The organism is Enterobacter cloacae complex sp. P15RS, from assembly GCF_014895905.1.
GTDB classification, from domain to species: Bacteria; Pseudomonadota; Gammaproteobacteria; order Enterobacterales; family Enterobacteriaceae; genus Enterobacter; species Enterobacter quasihormaechei.
On the sequence record NZ_JADBQL010000016.1, the window covers coordinates 115,273 to 135,750 of the forward strand.

General features: G+C 55.5%; 14 protein-coding genes and 1 tRNA gene. 6 read left to right on the forward strand and 9 right to left on the reverse strand.

What is annotated here, in order from left to right; genetic code table 11:
* Window positions 1–1,761, forward strand: coding sequence for an LPS biosynthesis-modulating metalloenzyme YejM (gene yejM, locus IM267_RS10665; RefSeq protein WP_063450347.1), 1,761 nt, complete (start codon window positions 1–3; stop codon window positions 1,759–1,761).
* Between the two features lie 73 nt (window positions 1,762–1,834).
* A tRNA-Pro gene (locus tag IM267_RS10670) sits at window positions 1,835–1,911 on the forward strand.
* 67 nt (window positions 1,912–1,978) lie between these two features.
* Here the strand turns inward: IM267_RS10670 and IM267_RS10675 are convergent.
* Window positions 1,979–2,239 carry a DUF2534 family protein gene (locus IM267_RS10675; protein ID WP_045343803.1) on the reverse strand — a complete coding sequence of 87 codons (261 nt, stop codon included), beginning with the start codon at window positions 2,237–2,239 and terminating at the stop codon, window positions 1,979–1,981.
* A gap of 203 nt (window positions 2,240–2,442) precedes the next feature.
* On the opposite strand from IM267_RS10675, the gene eco reads away from it, so the two are divergent.
* On the forward strand, window positions 2,443–2,952 hold the full coding sequence (eco, locus tag IM267_RS10680) for a serine protease inhibitor ecotin (RefSeq protein ID WP_193033371.1): 510 nt from the start codon (window positions 2,443–2,445) through the stop codon (window positions 2,950–2,952).
* A gap of 42 nt (window positions 2,953–2,994) precedes the next feature.
* Here the strand turns inward: eco and mqo are convergent, their stop codons facing one another.
* On the reverse strand, window positions 2,995–4,644 hold the full coding sequence (gene mqo / locus IM267_RS10685) for a malate dehydrogenase (quinone) (protein ID WP_102750726.1): 1,650 nt from the start codon (window positions 4,642–4,644) through the stop codon (window positions 2,995–2,997).
* Between the two features lie 241 nt (window positions 4,645–4,885).
* Between mqo and IM267_RS10690 the strand changes: the two genes are divergently transcribed.
* On the forward strand, window positions 4,886–6,127 hold the full coding sequence (locus tag IM267_RS10690) for a SulP family inorganic anion transporter (protein WP_193033372.1): 1,242 nt from the start codon (window positions 4,886–4,888) through the stop codon (window positions 6,125–6,127).
* Here the strand turns inward: IM267_RS10690 and mgtE are convergent.
* The 6 genes from mgtE to IM267_RS10720 form a co-directional block, all read right to left on the reverse strand.
* Window positions 6,090–7,526: a magnesium transporter gene (gene mgtE / locus IM267_RS10695; RefSeq protein ID WP_063450351.1), complete on the reverse strand. Its 1,437-nt coding sequence runs from the start codon at window positions 7,524–7,526 to the stop codon at window positions 6,090–6,092. The two genes, IM267_RS10690 and mgtE, sit on opposite strands and share 38 nt — an antisense overlap.
* Window positions 7,527–7,665: 139 nt before the next feature.
* Window positions 7,666–9,309, reverse strand: coding sequence for a multidrug ABC transporter permease/ATP-binding protein (locus IM267_RS10700; protein WP_063450352.1), 1,644 nt, complete (start codon window positions 9,307–9,309; stop codon window positions 7,666–7,668).
* A 76-nt stretch (window positions 9,310–9,385) separates the two neighbouring features.
* Window positions 9,386–10,036, reverse strand: a complete 651-nt coding sequence (alkB, locus tag IM267_RS10705; protein WP_193033373.1) for a DNA oxidative demethylase AlkB — start codon at window positions 10,034–10,036, stop codon at window positions 9,386–9,388.
* Window positions 10,036–11,094: a bifunctional DNA-binding transcriptional regulator/O6-methylguanine-DNA methyltransferase Ada gene (gene ada / locus IM267_RS10710; protein WP_063868251.1), complete on the reverse strand. Its 1,059-nt coding sequence runs from the start codon at window positions 11,092–11,094 to the stop codon at window positions 10,036–10,038. Before ada ends, alkB begins: the two co-directional genes overlap by 1 nt.
* A gap of 72 nt (window positions 11,095–11,166) precedes the next feature.
* Window positions 11,167–12,222, reverse strand: a complete 1,056-nt coding sequence (gene apbE / locus IM267_RS10715) for an FAD:protein FMN transferase ApbE (protein WP_131636560.1) — start codon at window positions 12,220–12,222, stop codon at window positions 11,167–11,169.
* Between the two features lie 114 nt (window positions 12,223–12,336).
* On the reverse strand, window positions 12,337–13,428 hold the full coding sequence (locus IM267_RS10720; RefSeq protein ID WP_063450356.1) for a porin OmpC: 1,092 nt from the start codon (window positions 13,426–13,428) through the stop codon (window positions 12,337–12,339).
* A gap of 745 nt (window positions 13,429–14,173) precedes the next feature.
* Between IM267_RS10720 and rcsD the strand changes: the two genes are divergently transcribed.
* The gene (rcsD, locus tag IM267_RS10725) at window positions 14,174–16,846 is read left to right on the forward strand and encodes a phosphotransferase RcsD (protein ID WP_063450357.1); all 2,673 of its coding nucleotides are present in this window, start codon (window positions 14,174–14,176) and stop codon (window positions 16,844–16,846) included.
* 16 nt (window positions 16,847–16,862) lie between these two features.
* Window positions 16,863–17,513, forward strand: a complete 651-nt coding sequence (rcsB, locus tag IM267_RS10730; RefSeq protein ID WP_003859405.1) for a response regulator transcription factor RcsB — start codon at window positions 16,863–16,865, stop codon at window positions 17,511–17,513.
* An 84-nt stretch (window positions 17,514–17,597) separates the two neighbouring features.
* On the opposite strand, the gene rcsC is transcribed toward rcsB, so the two are convergent.
* On the reverse strand, window positions 17,598–20,444 hold the full coding sequence (gene rcsC / locus IM267_RS10735; protein ID WP_193033374.1) for a two-component system sensor histidine kinase RcsC: 2,847 nt from the start codon (window positions 20,442–20,444) through the stop codon (window positions 17,598–17,600).
* Window positions 20,445–20,478 lie beyond the last annotated feature (34 nt).

The window sequence follows — 20,478 nt, forward strand, 5'->3', positions numbered from 1 at the left end:
ATGGTGACGAATCGTCAGCGCTACCGTGAAAAAGTCTCCCAGATGGTCAGCTGGGGGCACTGGTTTGCCCTGTTCAACATTCTGTTGGCGATGGTGCTCGGCTGCCGTTATCTGTTTGTGGCGGACTGGCCAACCACGTTAACCGGGCGAGTCTACTCGTGGATGAGCCTTGTTGGTCACTTTAGCTTTCTGGTTTTCGCCACCTATCTGCTGATCCTGTTCCCTCTGACGTTTATCGTCATGTCGCAGCGGCTGATGCGCTTCCTGTCCGCTATCCTTGCGACGGCGGGCATGACCCTGTTGCTTATCGACAGCGAAGTCTTCACCCGGTTCCACCTGCACCTGAACCCTATCGTCTGGGAGCTGGTGATTAACCCGGATCAGAACGAGACCGCGCGCGACTGGCAGCTGATGTTTATCAGCGTGCCGATTATCCTGCTGATTGAAATGCTGTTCGCCACGTGGAGCTGGCAAAAGCTCCGCAGTCTGACCCGACGCCGCCATTACGCGAAGCCCGTCGCGGCGCTCTTTTTCGCCTCATTTATCGGTTCGCACCTGATGTATATCTGGGCAGATGCGAACTTCTACCGTCCGATTACCATGCAGCGCGCGAATCTGCCGCTCTCCTATCCGATGACGGCGCGTCGTTTCCTGGAAAAACACGGCCTGCTGGATGCGCAGGAGTACCAGCGTCGTCTGGTGGAACAGGGTAATCCGGAAGCGGTTAGCGTGCAGTATCCTCTGAGCGATCTGAAATATCGCGACATGGGCCGCGGTCAGAACGTGCTGCTGATTACCGTTGATGGCCTGAACTATTCTCGCTATGAGAAACAGATGCCAGCCCTGGCTGAATTCGCGCAGAACAACATCGCATTCACCCAGCATATGAGCTCCGGTAATTCGACCGACGCGGGTATTTTCGGCCTGTTCTACGGCATTTCACCGAGCTATATGGACGGCGTGCTGTCTGCCCGTATTCCGGCCGCGCTGATTACCGGGCTTAATCAGCAGGGCTACCAGCTGGGGCTGTTCGCCTCCGATGGCTTCAACAGCTCGCTGTACCGCCAGGCGCTGCTGTCTGATTTCTCACTGCCTGCCGCGCAGAGCCAGTCTGACGATCGGACCGCTGACCAGTGGATAGACTGGCTGAAGCGCTATGCGCAGGAAGATAACCGCTGGTTCTCCTGGGTTGCGTTTAACGGCACAACGCTTGATGACAGCAATCAGAAAGGCTTCGCGCGCCGCTATAGCCGTGCGGCGGGTGACGTCGATGCGCAGATTGGCCGCGTGCTGACCGCCCTGCGCGACGCGGGCAAGCTGGACAATACGGTCGTCATTATTACGGCGGGACACGGCGTGCCGCTCGGCGACGAGGCGAAGGGCATGGAATGGTCGCGTCCCAACCTGCATGTTCCCCTGGTGATCCACTGGCCGGGCACGCCCGCGCAGCGCATCAACATGCTGACCGACCATAAAGACGTCATGACCACGCTAATGCAACGACTGCTGCACGTCAGCACGCCGGCGAATGAGTACTCGCAGGGACAGGACCTCTTTAGCGCCACGCGCCGTCATAACTGGGTCACGGCTGCCGGCGGAAATACGCTGGTGGTGACCACGCCGACGCTGTCCCTGGTGCTCAACAGCAACGGGAATTACCAGACGTATAATCTCGAAGGTGAGAAGCTCAAAGATCAGAAACCGCAGCTCAGCTTGCTGTTGCAGGTGCTGACAGACGAGAAGCGCTTTATCGCTAACTGATTATTTATGAATCAGTTAGCGCTGCTTTCCCCTTGCAATCAAAAAGGAATCGAGTAGTATTCCTTTTATGCGTCGGCACGTAGCGCAGCCTGGTAGCGCACCGTCATGGGGTGTCGGGGGTCGGAGGTTCAAATCCTCTCGTGCCGACCAAAAACACACAAAAAAAACCAGCCGCTTATGGCTGGTTTTTTATTGCCTGTACCCACATGCAGTAGGGTCAGTGCTTCTCACGCCCACCGAGAAAGAAAATCCCCAGCGGAATCGCAAGCAGGACGGTGAACACCAGACTGTAAACAAAGATCATCGCCGATTGCAGGACAAACATGCTGGTTGTCCACGCAGAGAGCGGAATGTTGTACTGCTCGATCACACCGACAATGGTTGCGCGCCCCACGCATGCGGCAGCAATCATAAATACAACCAGTAACGCCAGCAGGAACTTGCGGCCTTCAGGTGTCTTCAGTTTTTCCCCTACCATCTCTCCTCCCTTTACAGATAAATAACAATAATTAACGCGTAAAATAACACGATCGCCGCCCCGACTCCAACGCAGCATTAAACACCACAAAAAGAACACTAAAGCAGTGTATTACTCCATTTAAATTGAAAACATGAGTAAATTGCGCCAACCATTCACGTACGTTATGTTAGTCTTTACCGGATCGTTTTGACAAAAAAGGAATGACAGTGAAAAACGCACCTAAATTTGCCATCGCCCTCCTCGCCGCTGCGTGCGCCAGCACCAGCGCTTTTGCCAGCGAAACCCAGAAAGAGCAGCCGCTGGAAAAAGTTGCCCCGTATCCGCAAGCGGACAAAGGGATGAAGCGCCAGGTTATTCAGCTCCCGGTCCAGCAGGATGAAGCAAATTTCAAAGTTGAGCTGTTAATCGGCCAGACGCTGGAAGTGGACTGCAACCAGCATCGTCTGGGCGGCAAGCTGGAAAGCAAAACGCTGGAAGGCTGGGGTTATGACTACTATGTCTTCGACAAAGTAACGTCACCGGTCTCCACCATGATGGCGTGTCCGGACGGCAAGAAAGAGAAGAAATTTATTACCGCGTATCTGGGTGATAACAGTCTGCTGCGCTATAACAGCAAGCTGCCAATTGTTGTCTATACGCCGGAAAACGTAGATGTGAAATATCGCGTGTGGAAGGCAGATGAGACTGTCGGGCAGGCGGTAGTTCGTTAAAAAAAAGCCGGGTGGCGCTCACGCTTACCCGGCTTTTTTACGCTACAGCGCGATATCCGCAACCGGCTTGTTTTCTGCCTGTGGCTTCAGCTCCGCCTTTGGCGCCGCATCCGCAGCCTGCGGTTTGACGTATTGCAGTTGCAGAACGCGGCTGGTGTATTCCAGCTCTTGCTCCGTGGCGTCAACGTTACCGTTCAGCTTCGTACCGTAAGATGGAATAATGGTTTTCAGCTTCGCCTGCCATTCCGGGCTGGACACTTTATCCTTAAACACTTTTTCCATCAGGTGCAGCATGATTGGCGCAGCGGTAGACGCACCCGGGGATGCCCCCAACAGCGCGGCAATGGTGCCATCCTTATCGCTCACCACTTCGGTACCCAGACGCAGCACGCCGCCCTCTTTCGGATCGCGCTTGATGATCTGTACACGCTGACCCGCCTGCCACAGACGCCAGTCTTCTTTCTTCGCCTGCGGATAGTACTCTTTCAGCGCCTCGAAGCGTTCGTCATCAGAAAGCATCACCTGGCTAATCAGGTATTTCACCAGATCAAAGTTATCCAGCCCAACGTCCATCATAGGTTTGACGTTCGACGTCGTGGTCGCGCTCAGCAGATCCCAGAGGGAACCGTTTTTCAGGAACTTGGTAGAGAAGGTAGCGAACGGCCCGAACAGCACCACGCGCTTACCGTCCAGCATACGGGTGTCGATATGGGGAACGGACATCGGTGGCGCGCCAACGGAGGCCTGACCGTACACTTTTGCCAGATGACGGTTAACCACTTCCGGGTTTTCCGACACCAGGAACTGGCCGCCGACCGGGAAGCCCGCGTAGTCGTCCGCTTCCGGAATACCGGACTCCTGCAACAGTTTCAGCGCCGCACCGCCCGCACCGATAAAGACGAACTTCGCCTTAATGACATGCTCGGCTTCGTTGTTTTTCAGATCGGCAACGGTCACGCTCCAGCTGTTATCCGCGTTGCGCTTGAAACCACGCACTTCGGAGCTGAGTTGCAGGTTGAAGTTCTCTTTTTTCTTCAGAGAGGCCACCAGCTGACGGGTGATTTCACCGTAGTTAACGTCAGTACCAATTTCAGTGCGGGTCGCCGCCACTTTCTGGTTCGGATCGCGTCCTTCCATGACCAGCGGTGCCCACTCTTTGATTTGAGCGTGATCTTCAGAGTATTTCATCCCGCGGAACAGCGTGCTCTGTTGCAGGGCAGCGTAACGCGCGCGCAGGAAATTGACGTTTTGATCGCCCCACACAAAGCTCATGTGCGGTACGGTGTTGATGAAGGAGTGCGGATTGTGCAACACGCCGCTGTTCACCTGGTGAGACCAGAACTGGCGTGAGATCTGGAACGCTTCGTTGATCTCTACCGCCTTCTCGATACTAATGGAACCGTCCTTTTTCTGCGGCGTATAGTTCAGTTCCATAAGTGCCGAGTGCCCCGTCCCGGCGTTATTCCAGCCGTTAGAGCTTTCCTGCGCCACGCCATCAAGGCGCTCGACCATGGTCATGGACCAGTTCGGCTCTAATTCCTGAAGATACGTGCCCAGCGTAGCGCTCATGATGCCGCCACCAATTAAAAGGACATCCGTTTCCTGCTCTTTTGGTGCGTCAGCTTTCGCCGCCAGCGAGACGGCGTTCAGCCCCACGGCCAGTGAAAAGAGCACGGCAGTCATTTTTTTCATCATTTATGCCTTAGTTGAATAGTGCTTGATGCGTAGAAATTACAGGTGAAACACGCTGCGGGGGCACGGTAACAACTTTTAAATATTGTTTAAAGGTTACGAAATTATTGTAATTGTGAAATTTAATGATGGATTGTTTGTGGGGTTTTGACAGGCAGGCTGGCACCAGGCGATTTTCCTGGCTATTATGCTGCACTTTGTGATCGCGCGCACGGAAGCCTGCCCAAACTAGCGAATTCTTATGTCATTACCCCATTCGTCTGTACCCCATGAAGGCCACGTCGCCACCGTTTTACGTTCGCCTCAACGTCTGATGCGCGAAACCCTGGCCGGCGTGATTACCGCGCTGGCGCTGATCCCGGAAGTGATTTCGTTTTCCGTGGTCGCGGGCGTGGACCCGAAAGTGAGCCTTATCGCCTCCGTGGTGCTCTGCTTTGCTCTTTCCCTGCTCGGCGGGCGTCCGGCCATGGTGACGGCGGCGGCGGGCTCCGTCGCGCTGGTTATTGGCCCGATGGTTCATCAACACGGTGTACAGTACATTTTGCCTGCGGTAGTGATGGCGGGCGTGATTCAGATCCTGTTCGGCGCGCTGGGTATGGCGCGGCTGATGCGCTTTATTCCCCAGTCGGTGATGACCGGGTTTGTTAACGCCCTTGGCATTTTGATTTTCTTTGCCCAGGTTCCCCATTTCTGGAGCCGAAGCCCACTGATTGTGGGCCTGTTCGTGCTGACGCTGCTGATTGTGCTGTGGGTGCCACGCTATATCAAAAGCGTTCCCTCCCCGCTGATTGCCATTGTGCTGCTGACGCTGTTTACCGTCACCAGCGGACAAATTCTGCCAACGGTGGGTGATGAAGGCTCCATGAGCGGCGGTTTGCCTGGCTTTACGCAACTGCTGGTGCCGCTTAACCTGGAGACGCTGAGCATCATCTGGCCGTGCGCGCTGAGTATCGCCTTCGTTGGCCTGCTGGAATCGCTACTGACGGCTAAGCTGGTGGATGAACTGACCGTGACCCCTTCAAGCAAGCGCCGCGAGAGTATCGGGCTGGGCGTAGGAAATATCATGGCCGGGTTCTACGGCGGCATTGCGGGCTGCGCGATGATTGGGCAAACCATCGTTAACGTGGAGATGGGCAAAGGCAGAAGCCGTATCTCCACCCTTGCGGCAGGCGTTGTGCTGCTGATACTGGTCACGGCGCTCAGCGAGGTAATGGCTAAAATCCCGATGGCGGTACTGGCGGGTATTATGGCAATCGTGGCCGTCAAGACCTTTAGCTGGCATAGCGTTCAGCCCGGAACGCTGAAAAACGCGCCGGTGGCGGAAACCGTCGTGATGCTGGTGACGGTTGTGGCAACGGTTTCCACCGGTAACCTGGCGATTGGCGTGCTGGGCGGGATCGTGATGATGTGCATCCTCCCTGCCCGACTGAAGCAAAAGGCGCTGGCTACAGAAGAAAAATCGTCGCCAGTCCAAGAAAAATAAAGAAACCGCCGGTATCGGTAATGGCGGTAATCATCACGCTCGACCCCACAGCGGGGTCGCGCCCCAGACGGGTCATCGTCAGCGGGATAATCACGCCCATCATCGCCGCCACCAGCAGGTTCAGCACCATCGCCAGCATCATGACCCCGCCGAGCGCCATATCATCGTACAGCCACCAGGTGATGCCGCCCATGATGCCGCCCCAGACCAGGCCGTTAATCAGCGCAACGCCCATCTCCCTGAAGATCAGCCACGAAAAATTACCCGGCTGAATATTTTCCAGCGCCAGGGCGCGAACGATCATGGTGATAGTCTGGTTACCGGTATTCCCCCCGATCCCCGCCACAATAGGCATCAGAGAAGCCAGGGCTACCAGCTGGGAAATGGTATGTTCGAAGCCATCTATGACACGGGAGGCCACAAACGCGGTGCATAAATTGATGGCGAGCCACGCCCAGCGCGTTTTGACGGCCTTGCCGACGGAGGCGTGAACGTCATCTTCGGCACTGATCCCGCCAAGGGCTCGCAGGTCGTTATCGGTCTCTTCATAGACCACATCAACGATCTCATCGATGGTCAGACGCCCCATCAGTTTGCCCACGGAATCCACCACCGCGGCGCTCACCAGGTCATCACGTTCGAAGGTACGCGCCGCTTTTTCGGCATCGTCTTCCGGCGAAAACACCATCGGCTCGGTTTCCATCACCTCACTCACCCGCTGCTGGGTGCTGTTCAGCAGGATCGTTTTAAGCTCCAGCTCGCCGAGCAGGGTTTTGTCCCGCGAGGTGACAAACAATTTGTCGGTGTTGTCCGGCATGCTGCCGAGCCGACGAAGGTAACGCTGCACCGTGCCCAGAGTGACGTCCGGACGCACGGTGATGACGCCAAACTCCATGATTGCGCCGACGCTGTTTTTCTCGTAGTGCATCACCTGACGCACGCGCGCCCGCTCCTCAGCAGGCAGGGAAGCCAGCAGGCGACCGGTCAGGTTTCGCGGAAGGTGCTGTACAAGGTAGATCTGCTCGTCGATATCCAGCGTTTGCAGAGCGTCAAGAATGTCCCGGTCGCTCATCTCATCGATAAGGTCATCCCAGACGTTTTCCGACGCTTCAAGCAGCACCTGACCGCGCTCGTGATCCTGCACCAGCCGCCACAGGGCGTGGCGTTCCTCGGAAGGCAGCGCCTCCAGCGTATCCGCCAGATCCGGGGGTGGTAAATGTGCTACCAGCGCACCTACCTCAGCAATATCGTCGGCCAGCGTGCCGACATCATATTGCTCAGCCAGGGTCAGCTTACCCAATAACGTTGACGTCACCGCTTTATCGGTCGTCAGGAGCCAGATGAGGCGCGCACGCTCCTGGTCACGCTGCCTTGCGCTGTTTTTCTTTAATAACGACATTAATCATAAATCCATGAAATAGGTTGGCTTTAAGCATAGCGCGGGGATATGTAAATAAGAATAAACGGCGTGTCGGGATGGAGAAAAAATCGGCATATATGAAAAATTAACGTGCCGGGCGCACCCGGCACAATCGCACTCAGGCCGTACGCGCCACCGCATCCCGTGACGCAGCATCGCGCTCGTCGCCGGTCAGCTCGCTCAGCTTGCCGTCGCGCATCTCCAGCAGACGGTCGGCGTGAATGAAGTAGTGATCGTCATGGCTGATGGCAAAGATGGTTTTCCCCATCGCCTGCATCAGCGGCAGCAGCACCTGATAAAACTCGCGGCGGAAGTGCGGGTCCTGATCGGCGGCCCACTCGTCCAGCAGGATGATGTCACGCTCCTCGGCCAGCGCCAGCAGCAGCGCCACGCGTTTCTTCTGCCCTTTCGACAGCCTGAGATTGAGGATTTTGCCATCCTGGAGCTCCAGCTTGTGTGACATTTGCAGGTGCGCAAGCCACTTCTCCACCAGCGCGGGATCCGCCTGCTGCCCTTCCGGACCCAGCAGCTGATCGAACAGCCAGACGTCGGTAAATACCGCCGAGAAGAGCTTGCGGTAGTCCTCCGGTTTCTCCGCGCTCAGCGCGTTGCCATCCAGCAAAATTTCACCCGACTGCGGCTGATAGAGCCCCGTCAACAGCATCGCCAGGGTGGATTTGCCGCTGCCGTTGCCGCCGATGAGGAACAGCAGCTCGCCGCGGTGAAGGGTCAGGTTTATCGGCCCCACGGAGAACGCGCTCTCCTGATAGCGGAAGGTAACGTTACGCAGCTCAAGCGTTTGCCAGTTCGGGAAAGCCTGCGGACGCGGGAACTCGGCCTTAAACGGCGCAAGGTCAAACTTCTTCAGCTTGTTAAAGGCGACCTGAGCGCTCAGCAGCGTCGGCAGTGCGCCAACGGCCGACAGCAGCGGCGTGCGTAAAAACAGCAGCGTCAGGGAGTACGTGGCCGCCACGTTGGTATCCGCCCACCCCAGGCTATTCGCCATCCAGAACACCAGGCCAATGGCGCCCAGCATCATAATGTTGGACCAGTTCACGGCGCTCAGGTGGAACGTATCGGCGCGAATAATATGATGACGATATTCGTGCGCGTCAGGAATATAGAGGTTATTGAAGATGTGCTCGGCGCGCTCGCGGTTCAGCGTCAGCTCTTTACGCCCTTCCAGCACCGTCTGGTAGTCGTTATAGAGCTTGTCTTCCGTTTCGCGCAGCACCGCCATGTGCTTATAGACACGGGAGACCAGCAGGAACCCGCCCCAGATGGTGATCGCAATCCACAATGCCGTCACGGCCAGCATTTTGCTGGAGAGCCAGGCGAGATAGGCCGCCGAGCCAAAGGTCAGGATGATCCCCTGCACCAGCTCCGGCAGACGTACAAACGCGATGGTAATGGCGCGCACGTCGCTGGTCAGCCCCGCCAGCAGAGAGGCGCTTCCCAGCTGTTCGATGCGCTCAACCTGGGTGTCGAGAATACGTTTGATGAACTCACTGCGCAGACGGAAAACGAAATGGTGGCCGAGCGCGGTCAGCGCCAGCTGCGATCCGAGCGTGACCGCCATCAGCAGCAGCAGTAATCCCAGGAATTCCGGCAGGACGGAGAGTGACGTGTCGACCATTTCGATCAAACGCACGTTAATGAAGGCAATCAAGCCAATCCCCAGCGCCGCGCTGGCAAGGCTTAGCGCCATTACCGCGATGAAAGGCCAGCGGTACTGCCGCCAGACAAGAAGAAGTAGTTGCATGCAGAGCAATCCGGACAAGAAAAATCAGCCAGCAGTGTAAACTGCCTTTCACACACATCAAGAATAATTCTTATTTTTATTCTCTGTACGCTGCCTGCCGGAACGTAAGGTTGTAACGAAACGCCCCCGCCACCGAGTGTTCGCCATTTTTAAGCGGCTGAATACCATGGTAAAAAAGCCGTGACTCACCGCCCCAGACCACCACATCGCCATGCTCCAGCATCAGCCGTTTTAGCGGGTCGTTGCGCCGCAGCCCGCCAAACTGAAAGACAGCGGGCAGCCCAAGGGATACCGAGACAATCGGCGCGCGCAGATCCGGCTCGTCCTTATCCTGATGCAGGGAAAGTTTAGCCCCGACGGCGTAGCGGTTGATGAGACAGGCGTCGGGTCGAAAATCAGGATAGCCGGCCGCGACGGCGGCATCATGGCACAGCGCCTGAAACGCCTCCGGCATTGGCGGCCACGGCAGCCCCGTCAGCGGATCGTTCGGCGCATATAAATAGCCCCGCGCATTCGTCGCCCATCCCAGTTCGCCGCAGTTGGTCATCGCCACGGACATGGTATACCCGCCCGGCGTGACCATATGGCGAAACGGCGAACGGGCGGTGACGGCATCAATACCGTCGAACAGCGCCGCCGCGCGGGAAAGCGCGAAGCGTCTCAGGATCGTCGCCCCCGGCGCGAGCGGCTCCTGCCAGGGTTCAGCTTCCGCAAAAAGATCGAGCATTATCCCTCCTGTTTATTCGCCTCACGTTTTAATAATAGTACCTTACGCGCTGCCCCCCAGCGATAGCCCGAGAGCGCACCGTCGTTACGCACCACGCGGTGACAGGGGATCACAATCGCCAGTTTATTGGCCCCGCAGGCCCCCGCCACGGCGCGGACGGCGTTGGGTTTGCCAATGGCCTTCGCCACCTGCTGATAGCTTGCCGTTTCACCGCAGGGGATAGCCCGTAGCGCCTGCCAGACCTGCTGCTGGAAGGCGGTACCGCGGATATCCAGCGGCAGCGTCAGGGGCGTCGCGCGGCTGTCGACAGAGGCAATCACCTGACGGATCCGCCCGGCAAACGCGCCTTCCATCGGTTCACGGACGGCAAGCGGAAACAGTGAAAGCAGCTCGGCCGTCAGCGCGGCGTCGTCATCCCCCAGCAGTATCGCGCAGATCCCGCGCTCGCTTTCCCCCACCAGACAGCGGCCCAGCGAGCAGTCGCTGATGGCATAGCGGACTGCGGCATCCCCGTTGCGGTACTGTCTGGCCGTCATGCCCAGCGCGCCATCGGCTTTACGGTAGTAGCTGCTGCTGTCCGGGAACCCGGCGGCCAGAACGGCATCGGTGATTTTACCGCCCTGCGCCAGCGTGCTGCGCAGGCGTTGTTCACGCGCGGCCTGCTGCCAGGCTTTCGGCGTCATGCCGGTAACGGATTTAAACAAGCGGTGGAAATGGAACGGGCTCATGGCAACCTGCTGCGCCAGCGCGTCAAGGTTCAGCGCGGCATCCTGCTCAAGCAGCCGGCAGGCCAGCGCAATACGGGCCTTTTTCTGCGCCATAGGATCGTCCTGGTCCGGCAAACAGCGCTTACAGGGACGGTAGCCCGCCAGCCCTGCCTGGTGAGCATCAGGATAGAAGCAGACATTTTTACGCAGTGCGTGGCGGGCGCGGCAGGACGGGCGGCAATAAATGCCGGTCGTCTGCACGGCAAAAACAAACTGGTTATCCGCATGAGGATCGCGGGCCAGAACGGCCTGCCAGCGATCCTCATCGGTGAGATAGGTTGTGTTTTTCATTATCGGCTCCTCTTACAAGCATACGCTTAGCCTGCCTGAACGCCACCGAACAAAAACCCGCAACCTTGCTTTTTAATTTTTCTCGCTTACCAGGAAGCTGTTGAACTGCGGTGAACTCCAGGTTTTAAACCCGTCAGCCTCTTTGGTGATCATATAGACGGCCAGCCCTTCCTGGCGCACCACCTCTTTGGCTTTCTCCGTGCCGAGCACCATCAGTCCGGTATCCCATGCGTCCGCTTCCAGCGCGGTTGGGGCTATCACCGTAACGGACACCAGATTGTGGGTAATGGGGCGTCCGGTTTGCGGATCGATAACGTGCGAAATACGTTTGCCGTCCAGTTCGTAATAGTTGCGGTAGCTGCCGGAGGTGCTGATACCGTGCCCGTTGATGTCGACAATCGCCTGCACCGCGTTCTGCTGGTCGGTTGGTTTCTGGATAGCCACCCGCCACGGCCTGCCGCTGGCGTTCATGCCCCGGCTGACGAGCGCGCCCCCTACGGAAACCAGGTAACGGGGAATGCCTTCCTGCGCCATCAGGGCCGCAAGATGGTCCGCCGCATACCCCTCGCCTACCGTAGAGAGATCCACAAACAGATCGGGAATATCCTTTTGCAGGTATTGCTGACCGTACTGACCGATCACCGACAGATGCTGTAACCCTGTACGGGCGCGGGCGTCGTCGATGGCGGCCTGATCGGGGGTAGCCACCGGCTGTTTGTCAGGGCCAAATCCCCACAGATTGACCAGCGGCCCCACGGTCACATCCATTGCGCCGTTGGTTTTGTAGCCCACGCGCATAGATTCCGTGACGATATCGGCCATCGCTTCGCTCACCGGCCACAGCGAGGTGCTGCTGGAGCGATTGAAACGCATCAGCGCTGAGTCATTCTTATACGTCGAGAGCAGCTGATCGTCAGCATCCAGCTGCGCCTGAATTTTTCCGCGTAATTCTTCAGCGCGGGATTTATCAATATCCATCACGCTGACGCGCCAGAAGGTCCCCATGGTTTTCCCTTCCAGCACCGTCGCGGCTGGCGCCTCGATTTTTGCGGGCTGCGTAGAAGAGTCACACGCGGTCAGGAGTAAAACAGTCGCCAGAAAGCTGGCGCGCAAAAAAGTCATTTCCATTGGTTATTATCCTCATGCCAGGGCGGCAAGAGTACACTAAAACAGCGTATTTGTAAGACCCTAAAAAAGCATGAAAAAAGGGGCCTGATGGCCCCTTTGTTGCAGTATGAGCAATTAGAACTGGTAAACCAGACCCAGCGCTACGATATCGTCGGTGCTGATACTGGTGCGGCGAGTGAAGTCGTTTTCATCCAGCAGGTTGATTTTGTAATCAACGTAGGTGGACATGTTTTTGTTGAAGTAGTAAGTCGCGCCCACGTCAACATACTTCAGGATATCCTGATCGCCATAGCCTTCGATGTCCTTACCTTTAGATTGCAGGTAAGCCACGGATGGACGCAGACCGAAGTCGAACTGATACTGAGCAACCACTTCGAAGTTCTGTGCTTTGTTAGCCCAGCCCTGATCGCCAACGCGGGTCGCGTTGTAGGTCTGAGAATACTGTGCAGCCAGGTAGATGTTGTTCGCGTCGTATTTCAGACCGCCGGTGTAGGTCTCAGCACGATCGCCGTTACCGAAGTAGTTTGGCGCGTTCTGGTCATCAGTACGTTTAGAGCTGGTGACAGCCGTACCGAGTGCGAAGCCTTCGCCCAGATCGTAGGTCAGAGAGCCGCCGTAGCCGTCACCGTTCTGACGCAGCGCGTCACGACCGTTATTGGTCTGGCCTTCACCGCTTGGGCTGCCGTTTTTACCCTGGTACTGTAACGCGAAGTTCAGACCATCAACCAGACCGAAGAAGTCCTGGTTACGGTAGGTCGCGAAGCCGTTACCGCGCTGCTGCATGAAGTTGTCAGAACCGTAGGTGTCGCCGCCGAATTCCGGCAGAACGTCGGTCCAGGAAGTGACATCGTAAACAACGCCGTAGTTACGACCGTAGTCGAATGAACCCGCATCAGCGAATTTCAGACCAGCGAACGCTACACGCGTCCATGAGTTGTTTTCGTTCTCGCCAGAGTTGCCCTGGATCTGGTATTCCCACTGGCCGTAACCGGTCAGCTGATCGTTAACCTGAGTTTCGCCTTTGAAGCCCAGACGCATGTAGGTCTGGTCGCCGTCTGCACCGTCGTCATCGGAGAAATAGTGCAGGCCATCCACTTTACCGTACAGATCTAATTTGTTGCCGTCTTTGTTATAAATTTCAGCCGCATTTGCTGCGCCTGCCACCAGCAGAGCTGGTACCAGGAGGGACAGTACTTTAACTTTCATTTTATTAACCCTCTGTTATATGCCTTATTATTTACCACTGCTTACTGGTCAACCCTCTTAACCAGTCGGCAAGTTCATTCTCCTTAAAAATGCAGAATAATCCAACAGGAATATGATACGAAAACTTTGAAGATGTTTCACTTTACCATCAAGATGTTTCAATTTGTAAATTTCAAGGAACTTTCACAGAGCATCAAAAGTTTAAAAATATAGCACGGATAATCAAAACAAAAATATATCGTAAAAAATTCAATAAATTAACTTAAAAAACAGTACCGCACTGAATGACAAAAAAATTCCCTTCAACACCACTAAAATAACTCTCGCTATCATCATTAACTTTATTTATTACCGTCATTCAGTTCTGAATGTCTGTTTATCCCTAATTGAACCGGATGCTTCGCATTCGGTTTTTTTTTACCTTTCTTTACGTCAGCAGACATTTAATGTGCTACCCGCCTGTAATGATAACGACTATTAACTAAATTCAGCGTTGGCGTTTACAGAATTCCTTTTTTTGTAGCCGCAATTAATTTCTTGTTAGTTCGTGCTATTTTTCAGCCGTTGTGACGGCGTATTTGTACATTTGACTGAGTTTTGTACATCTTTTACCCGGATGTCGTTGAAGCGGGTTGCGACAGATAAAAAGTCAAGGTCATGCCGATAACGACGCTGGAAATTCGGTTATTACCCTTTATACTGCCCTATCCCATTACCGCGCGGCCATTACGGGTTAAACACATCAATGAGTCAGACAGAAACTACCGCCCCGAGCAAATTCTCCCTTCTACCGGGCAGCATCACCCGTTTCTTTCTTCTGTTGATCGTTGTGCTGTTAGTCACAATGGGGGTGATGGTCCAGAGCGCCGTGAACACCTGGCTTAAAGATAAAAGCTATCAAATCGTCGATATCACCCACGCGGTGCATAAGCGCATTGATACGTGGCGCTATGCGACCTGGCAAATCTACGACAATATCGCCGCCGCGCCTGCCACCTCGTCAGGCGAAGGGTTGCAGGAAACGCGCCTTAAGCAGGATGTTTATTACCTTGAAAAACCGCAGCGCAAAACTGAAGCCCTGATTTTCGGTTCGCACGACAGCGCAACGCTGGAGATGACGCAGCGGATCTCCTCCTATCTGGACACCCTGTGGGGCGCCGAGACCGTTCCGTGGTCCATGTATTACCTGAACGGCCAGGACAACAGCATGATCCTGGTCTCTACCCTGCCGCTTAAGGACCTCTCGTCCGGCTTTAAAGAGACCACCGTTGGCAGTATTGTGGATTCCCGTCGGGCAGAAATGTTGCAACAGGCCAACGCGCTGGACGAGCGCGAAAGTTTTTCTTCGCTACGCCGCCTCGCCTGGCAGAACGGCCATTACTTTACGCTGCGCACCACCTTTAACCAGCCGGGCCATCTCGCTACCGTGGTTGCCTTCGATCTGCCGATTAACGATCTCATCCCGCCGGATATGCCGTTGGACAGTTTCCGTCTGGAGCCAGACAACAGCACCCAGAATATGCGCACGCCGTCGGACAAAGAAGGCGCGGACAGCGTCGCAATCTCCTTTAATGGCTCAAAAATTGAGATTGCCTCATCGCTCAATTCAACCGGTATGCGGCTGGTGTGGCAGGTGCCTTTTGGCACCCTGATGCTTGATACCCTGCAAAACATTCTCCTGCCGCTGCTGCTGAATATCGGCCTGCTGGCGCTGGCGCTGTTTGGCTACAGCACCTTCCGTTTCCAGTCGGGCCGCCAGAGCGACTCGACATCGGTATCCTCAGGAACCAGCAACGAACTGCGCGTCCTGCGTGCCTTAAACGAAGAGATTATTTCCGTGCTGCCGCTGGGGGTGCTCGTTCACGATCAGGAAGCAAACCGCACGGTCATGAGCAATAAAATTGCCGACCACCTTCTGCCGCACCTTAACCTGCAAAATATTACGGCCATGGCGGACCAGCATCAGGGCGTTATCCAGGCCACCATTAATAATGAACTGTATGAGATCCGTCAGTTCCGCAGTCAGGTCGCCTCGCGTACGCAAATCTTCATTATTCGCGATCAGGATCGCGAAGTGCTGGTGAATAAAAAGCTCAAGCAGGCGCAAAGGCTGTACGAAAAGAACCAGCACGGTCGCGCCGCGTTTATGCAAAATATCGGCGATGCTTTTAAGCAACCGCTGAAGTCACTCGCCACGCAGATTGCTGATTTAAGCACGCCGGAAAGCCGACAGCTGAGCAGCCAGGCCGACTCGCTGGTTCGTCTGGTGGACGAAATCCAGCTGGCGAATATGCTGGAGAACGACATCTGGAAGGGCACCCCGACGCTCTTCTCCATCCAGGATCTGATTGATGAGGTGGTACCGGAAGTGCTGCCGGTGATCAAGCGCAAGGGACTCCAGCTGTTGATCAACAACCATTTACCGGCCAACGACGAGCGTCACGGCGATCGTGATGCCCTGCGCCGCATTCTGATGATGCTGATCCAGTATGCCGTCACTACGACGCAGATCGGCAAGATCACCCTGGAAGTCAGCACCGATGAATCCACCGACGATCGCCTGACGTTCCGCATTCTGGATACGGGCGAAGGCGTGACCGTCAGCGAAATCGATAACCTGCATTTCCCGTTCCTGAACGATACGCAGCGTGATCATTATGGTAAGGCGAATGCCCTCACCTTCTGGCTCTGCGATCAGCTGGCGCGCAAGCTGGGCGGTCATCTGAACATCAAGGCCCGCGAATCCCTCGGTACCCGCTACTCCTTACACGTCAAAATGGCGGCGAATCCACAGGAAGAGGATGAAGAGCGTCTGCTGGATGATGTGGTCGTGATGGTGGACGTGACCTCCAGCGAGATCCGTAATATCGTCGTTCGTCAGTTAGAAAACTGGGGCGCGTCCTGCATCACCCCGGACGAAAGGCTCGCGAGTCAAGAATTTGATCTATTTTTAACTGATAATCCGTCTAATCTTACTGCCTCAGGCTTGCTTTTAAGCGATGATGAGCCAGGCGTGCGGAAAATTGGCCCTGGGCAGCTGCGCGTCAACTTTAATATGAGCAATGCAATGCAGGAAGCTGTATTACAACTGATTGAAGAGAATCTGGCGCAGGAAGAGATCCTGGAGTCACCGTTAGGCGGCGATGAAAATGCAGAACTCCATGCCAGCGGATATTATTCGCTCTTCGTTGATACAGTACCAGATGATGTTAAGCGGTTGTATACTGAGTCCGCTGCGCAGGATTTTGCAGCGCTGGCACAGACAGCACACCGGCTTAAAGGGGTGTTTGCCATGCTTAATCTGGTTCCCGGCAAGCAGTTATGTGAAACGCTGGAACATCTAATTCGTGAGAAAGATGCCTCTGGCATTGAAAAATACATCAGCGACATTGACGCTTACGTCAAGAGCTTGCTGTAGCAAGGTAGCCTTATACATGAACAATATGAACGTAATTATTGCCGATGACCATCCGATTGTACTGTTCGGTATTCGCAAATCACTTGAACAGATCGAGTGGGTGAATGTAGTCGGTGAATTTGAAGATTCCACAGCTCTCATTAACAACCTGCCTAAACTTGATGCGCACGTGCTCATTACCGATCTCTCCATGCCTGGAGATAAATACGGTGACGGCATTACGCTCATCAAATACATTAAACGCCACTTCCCGGACATTTCGATCATTGTTCTGACCATGAACAATAACCCGGCGATCCTGAGCGCCGTTCTGGATCTCGATATTGAAGGGATTGTACTGAAACAAGGCGCACCTACCGATCTGCCAAAAGCGCTGGCGGCGCTACAGAAAGGGAAGAAATTCACCCCTGAAAGCGTCTCACGCCTGCTCGAAAAAATCAGCGCGGGTGGTTATGGCGACAAGCGTCTTTCGCCAAAAGAGAGTGAAGTTCTGCGTCTGTTCGCTGAAGGTTTCCTGGTCACTGAAATTGCCAAGAAGCTGAACCGCAGTATTAAAACCATCAGTAGCCAGAAAAAATCCGCGATGATGAAGCTGGGTGTGGATAACGATATCGCCCTGCTGAACTATCTCTCTTCCGTGACGCTGAGCGCAACGGACAAAGATTGATCTTCGCTGTTTACGCCGGGTAGCGCTCGCGCTTACCTGGCCTACAGCCGCCGGAGAAATAAAAAAGGCCCTTTCGGGCCTTTTTTATTGTCTCGCTTTTCGTACCCGATCCGCATACACGGATAGGGTCTGCTTCAGTACATCCAGCGTGACCGGCTTCGACAGACAGCTGTCCATCCCGGACTCCAGACAGCGCTGTTTCTCCTCCGCCAGGGCGTTGGCTGTCACCCCGACCACCGGCAGCGTCAGCCCCAGCTGTCGGATACGCTGCGTCAGACGGTAGCCGTCCATGTTAGGCATGTTCACATCGCTGAGCACAATATCAATATGGTTCTTACTTAAGACATTCAGGGCATCCACGCCATCATTGGCCGTTTTACACTGATAGCCCAGAGAGCCAAGCTGGTCTGCGAGCAGACGACGGTTAATCGGATGATCGTCGACTACCAGAATCATCATGTCGTCGTTCACTGACGCCAGCTCATCAGGAGAGGCCAGCGCGGTCGCGCCATCGCTGTCCTCAAGCTGTACGCTGTAAATGCGCGCCAGCAGGCCCAACAGCTCGTGCGGTGTCGCCACGCTGTGCACCCACAGTCCAGGCGAACGCTCAATCGGAATACCGATATGGCGGCGGCAGAACATCACCACCCCGCGTCCCGCCCACGCCTGGTCTGGCTCAACGTCGGTGATCAGCATGTCATCCGCGTCCGGCGTCTGGCCTTCATAGCGTGAGACCCGCACGCCGCTGCTGGTCAGCATCGAGGTCAGGAAATCGTGTAAGGAGGCGTTGTGCACCGCCAGCCAGCAGTGCTTATCGCTCAGCCCGTCGACCGTGGCTTTCGCCGGATAGTGTGCCGAATAGAGCGGAATACGGATGGTGAACTGGCTGCCCATACCCGGCTCGGTATCGACGGAGATATCCCCGTCCATCATGCTGATCAGCTTCTCACAGATCGCCAGGCCCAGCCCGGTCCCCTGGAAGTTGCGCTGTACGCCCGTTCCCACCTGGAAGAACGGATCGAACAGGCGAACAACCTCTTTCGCCGGGATGCCGACCCCCGTGTCGCGCACGCGAATGGTCAGGTACTCCCCTGCCCGACAGACATGCAGCACAATACAGCCGATATCGGTGAACTTGATGGCGTTGCTCAGCAGGTTCGAAATGACCTGTTGCAGACGCATCGGATCGCCATGCAGCGTCAGCGGCACATCCGGCTCGATAAAGCAGTAAAGCCCCAGCTGCTTGCGCACCACCAGCGGCAGATAGTTGGCGCTGATATGGTTCATCACCTCGCGCGGCGAGAACTCACGCGGTTCTATTTTCAGCTGCTCAGACTCAATTTTAGAGAAGTCGAGAATATCGCTGATGATTTTCAGCAGCAGGCTGGAGGAGTTGTTCATGGCCGTCACCAGACGGTCGACCCCTTTCGGCAGCTCCTTGGTCTGGAGCAGATCGAGGTTACCGATAATGCCGTACAGCGGCGTACGCAGCTCATGGCTGACGGTCGCGAGGAACATCGACTTGGACTGACTGGCCTGCTCCGCCGCCTGCGCCATATCCTGCAATGACTCTTCCATCTTCACGCGCGCAGAAACATCCACCAGCACGCAAATCGCCACGTTTTCATTACGGTAGCGCGAATGGACGAAGCTGATTTGCAGATTGGTGTGGGTACTGGTCAGCACGTCCACAAAGTTAACCTGCTGACCGCAGATGATCTGCGTTAACCGCTGGCGGTCTTCATGCGTGAGCATGTTCAGGTAGTTATGGGCAAGCTCGTTACTGAGGATATTCGTCCCGTCCTGAGTACGCAGGATACAGATCCCCACTGGCGCCGAGGCGACAATCTTACGGTTAAACTGCTCGTGCTCTTCCAGACGCTGCGCATCCGCTTCCGCCGGAATAAAGATCCGCCGCTCATACATTCTCGCCAGCATAAACAGCGCCACGCCTACCGCGATGTTCAGCAAAATGGCGTTAAGGATCAGGATGCGAATGCGCTCCAGCACCTTGTCCACCGGCAGCGAGTAGACGATGCTCAGCGACGACGGCGGCAAACTTTTCTTCAGCACCAGCTCGCGGAAACCGGAGGTATAGCCAAACCATGACCGCTCCTGCATCCAGCTGGGCTCAACCTTCAGGCGGTTTTCAGGCCCGGCAAGGGAGATGAGCGGGTGGCCGTTTTCATCCAGAATGGTCACCCCCATCGGCAGGCTGCCCGGCGTGAAGAAGTTTTCCATGCGGATGGTTTGTTCAATACCCAGCAGCGCTTGCAGGCGGTTGCCGAGATAAACCGGAGTCAGGGCATAGAAATAGCCGACGCCCATGCGCGGCCCCTGGCTTATCCAGAAGATGTTGTTTCCACGCTCTTCCTGAGGCGCATTACGGTATTTCACGATGCGCTCATGCAGGCTTTTCAGCGCGTCTTCGCGTTCGACGGGCATATCCCGCAGGCCGAAATCCGCCATGCAGAGGTTTTCGTTGCCAATCAGGTAGACGCGGTTCAGATCGTAGGCGGCGGAGAAGTTATCGCGCCAGTAGCGCATAAACCATGAAAGCGACTCCAGTGAGCCACGCCAGGCTTTGCCCATGGCTGAACAATCGGAGTCCGGGAAGAGCGGTTCGAAATCAGGTACTTCGGTTTTTTCATCTCGTCCACGAAGGGCCAGAATGCCGTTCTCCGCCGTCAGTCGATTTTCGGCAATATACTTAAGCTCTTTCATCACGTCAGACGTGCGCTGGATATAGCGCTGGGCCTGATCCGAGCTTAAGTTAAACTCCTGACGGATCTCCGCTTCTTTCTGGTGCAGCGCCTTAACGATGTAGAACACCGAGAGCAGCGCCACCAGCAACCAGAGCAGCAGCGCAAGCGCCCGAAACAGATAGCGAGAGACTTTTAGCGTGGTACGAAAGGAAACGAGGTATTTCAAAGGGGCGAGGCTCCGCCATCGGGGAAAAAAGAAT

Bases quoted from the DNA above. Each gene is read 5' to 3' on its own strand.
- IM267_RS10700 (WP_063450352.1), bottom strand. From the start codon at position 9,309: ATGCAACTACTTCTTCTTGTCTGGCGGCAGTACCGCTGGCCTTTCATC.
- IM267_RS10720 (WP_063450356.1), bottom strand. From the start codon at position 13,428: ATGAAAGTTAAAGTACTGTCCCTCCTGGTACCAGCTCTGCTGGTGGCA.
- ada (WP_063868251.1), bottom strand. From the start codon at position 11,094: ATGAAAAACACAACCTATCTCACCGATGAGGATCGCTGGCAGGCCGTT.
- mqo (WP_102750726.1), bottom strand. From the start codon at position 4,644: ATGAAAAAAATGACTGCCGTGCTCTTTTCACTGGCCGTGGGGCTGAAC.
- IM267_RS10675 (WP_045343803.1), bottom strand. From the start codon at position 2,239: ATGGTAGGGGAAAAACTGAAGACACCTGAAGGCCGCAAGTTCCTGCTG.
- rcsD (WP_063450357.1), top strand. From the start codon at position 14,174: ATGAGTCAGACAGAAACTACCGCCCCGAGCAAATTCTCCCTTCTACCG.
- yejM (WP_063450347.1), top strand. From the start codon at position 1: ATGGTGACGAATCGTCAGCGCTACCGTGAAAAAGTCTCCCAGATGGTC.
- rcsB (WP_003859405.1), top strand. From the start codon at position 16,863: ATGAACAATATGAACGTAATTATTGCCGATGACCATCCGATTGTACTG.
- IM267_RS10690 (WP_193033372.1), top strand. From the start codon at position 4,886: ATGTCATTACCCCATTCGTCTGTACCCCATGAAGGCCACGTCGCCACC.
- eco (WP_193033371.1), top strand. From the start codon at position 2,443: ATGACAGTGAAAAACGCACCTAAATTTGCCATCGCCCTCCTCGCCGCT.
- mgtE (WP_063450351.1), bottom strand. From the start codon at position 7,526: ATGTCGTTATTAAAGAAAAACAGCGCAAGGCAGCGTGACCAGGAGCGT.
- alkB (WP_193033373.1), bottom strand. From the start codon at position 10,036: ATGCTCGATCTTTTTGCGGAAGCTGAACCCTGGCAGGAGCCGCTCGCG.
- apbE (WP_131636560.1), bottom strand. From the start codon at position 12,222: ATGGAAATGACTTTTTTGCGCGCCAGCTTTCTGGCGACTGTTTTACTC.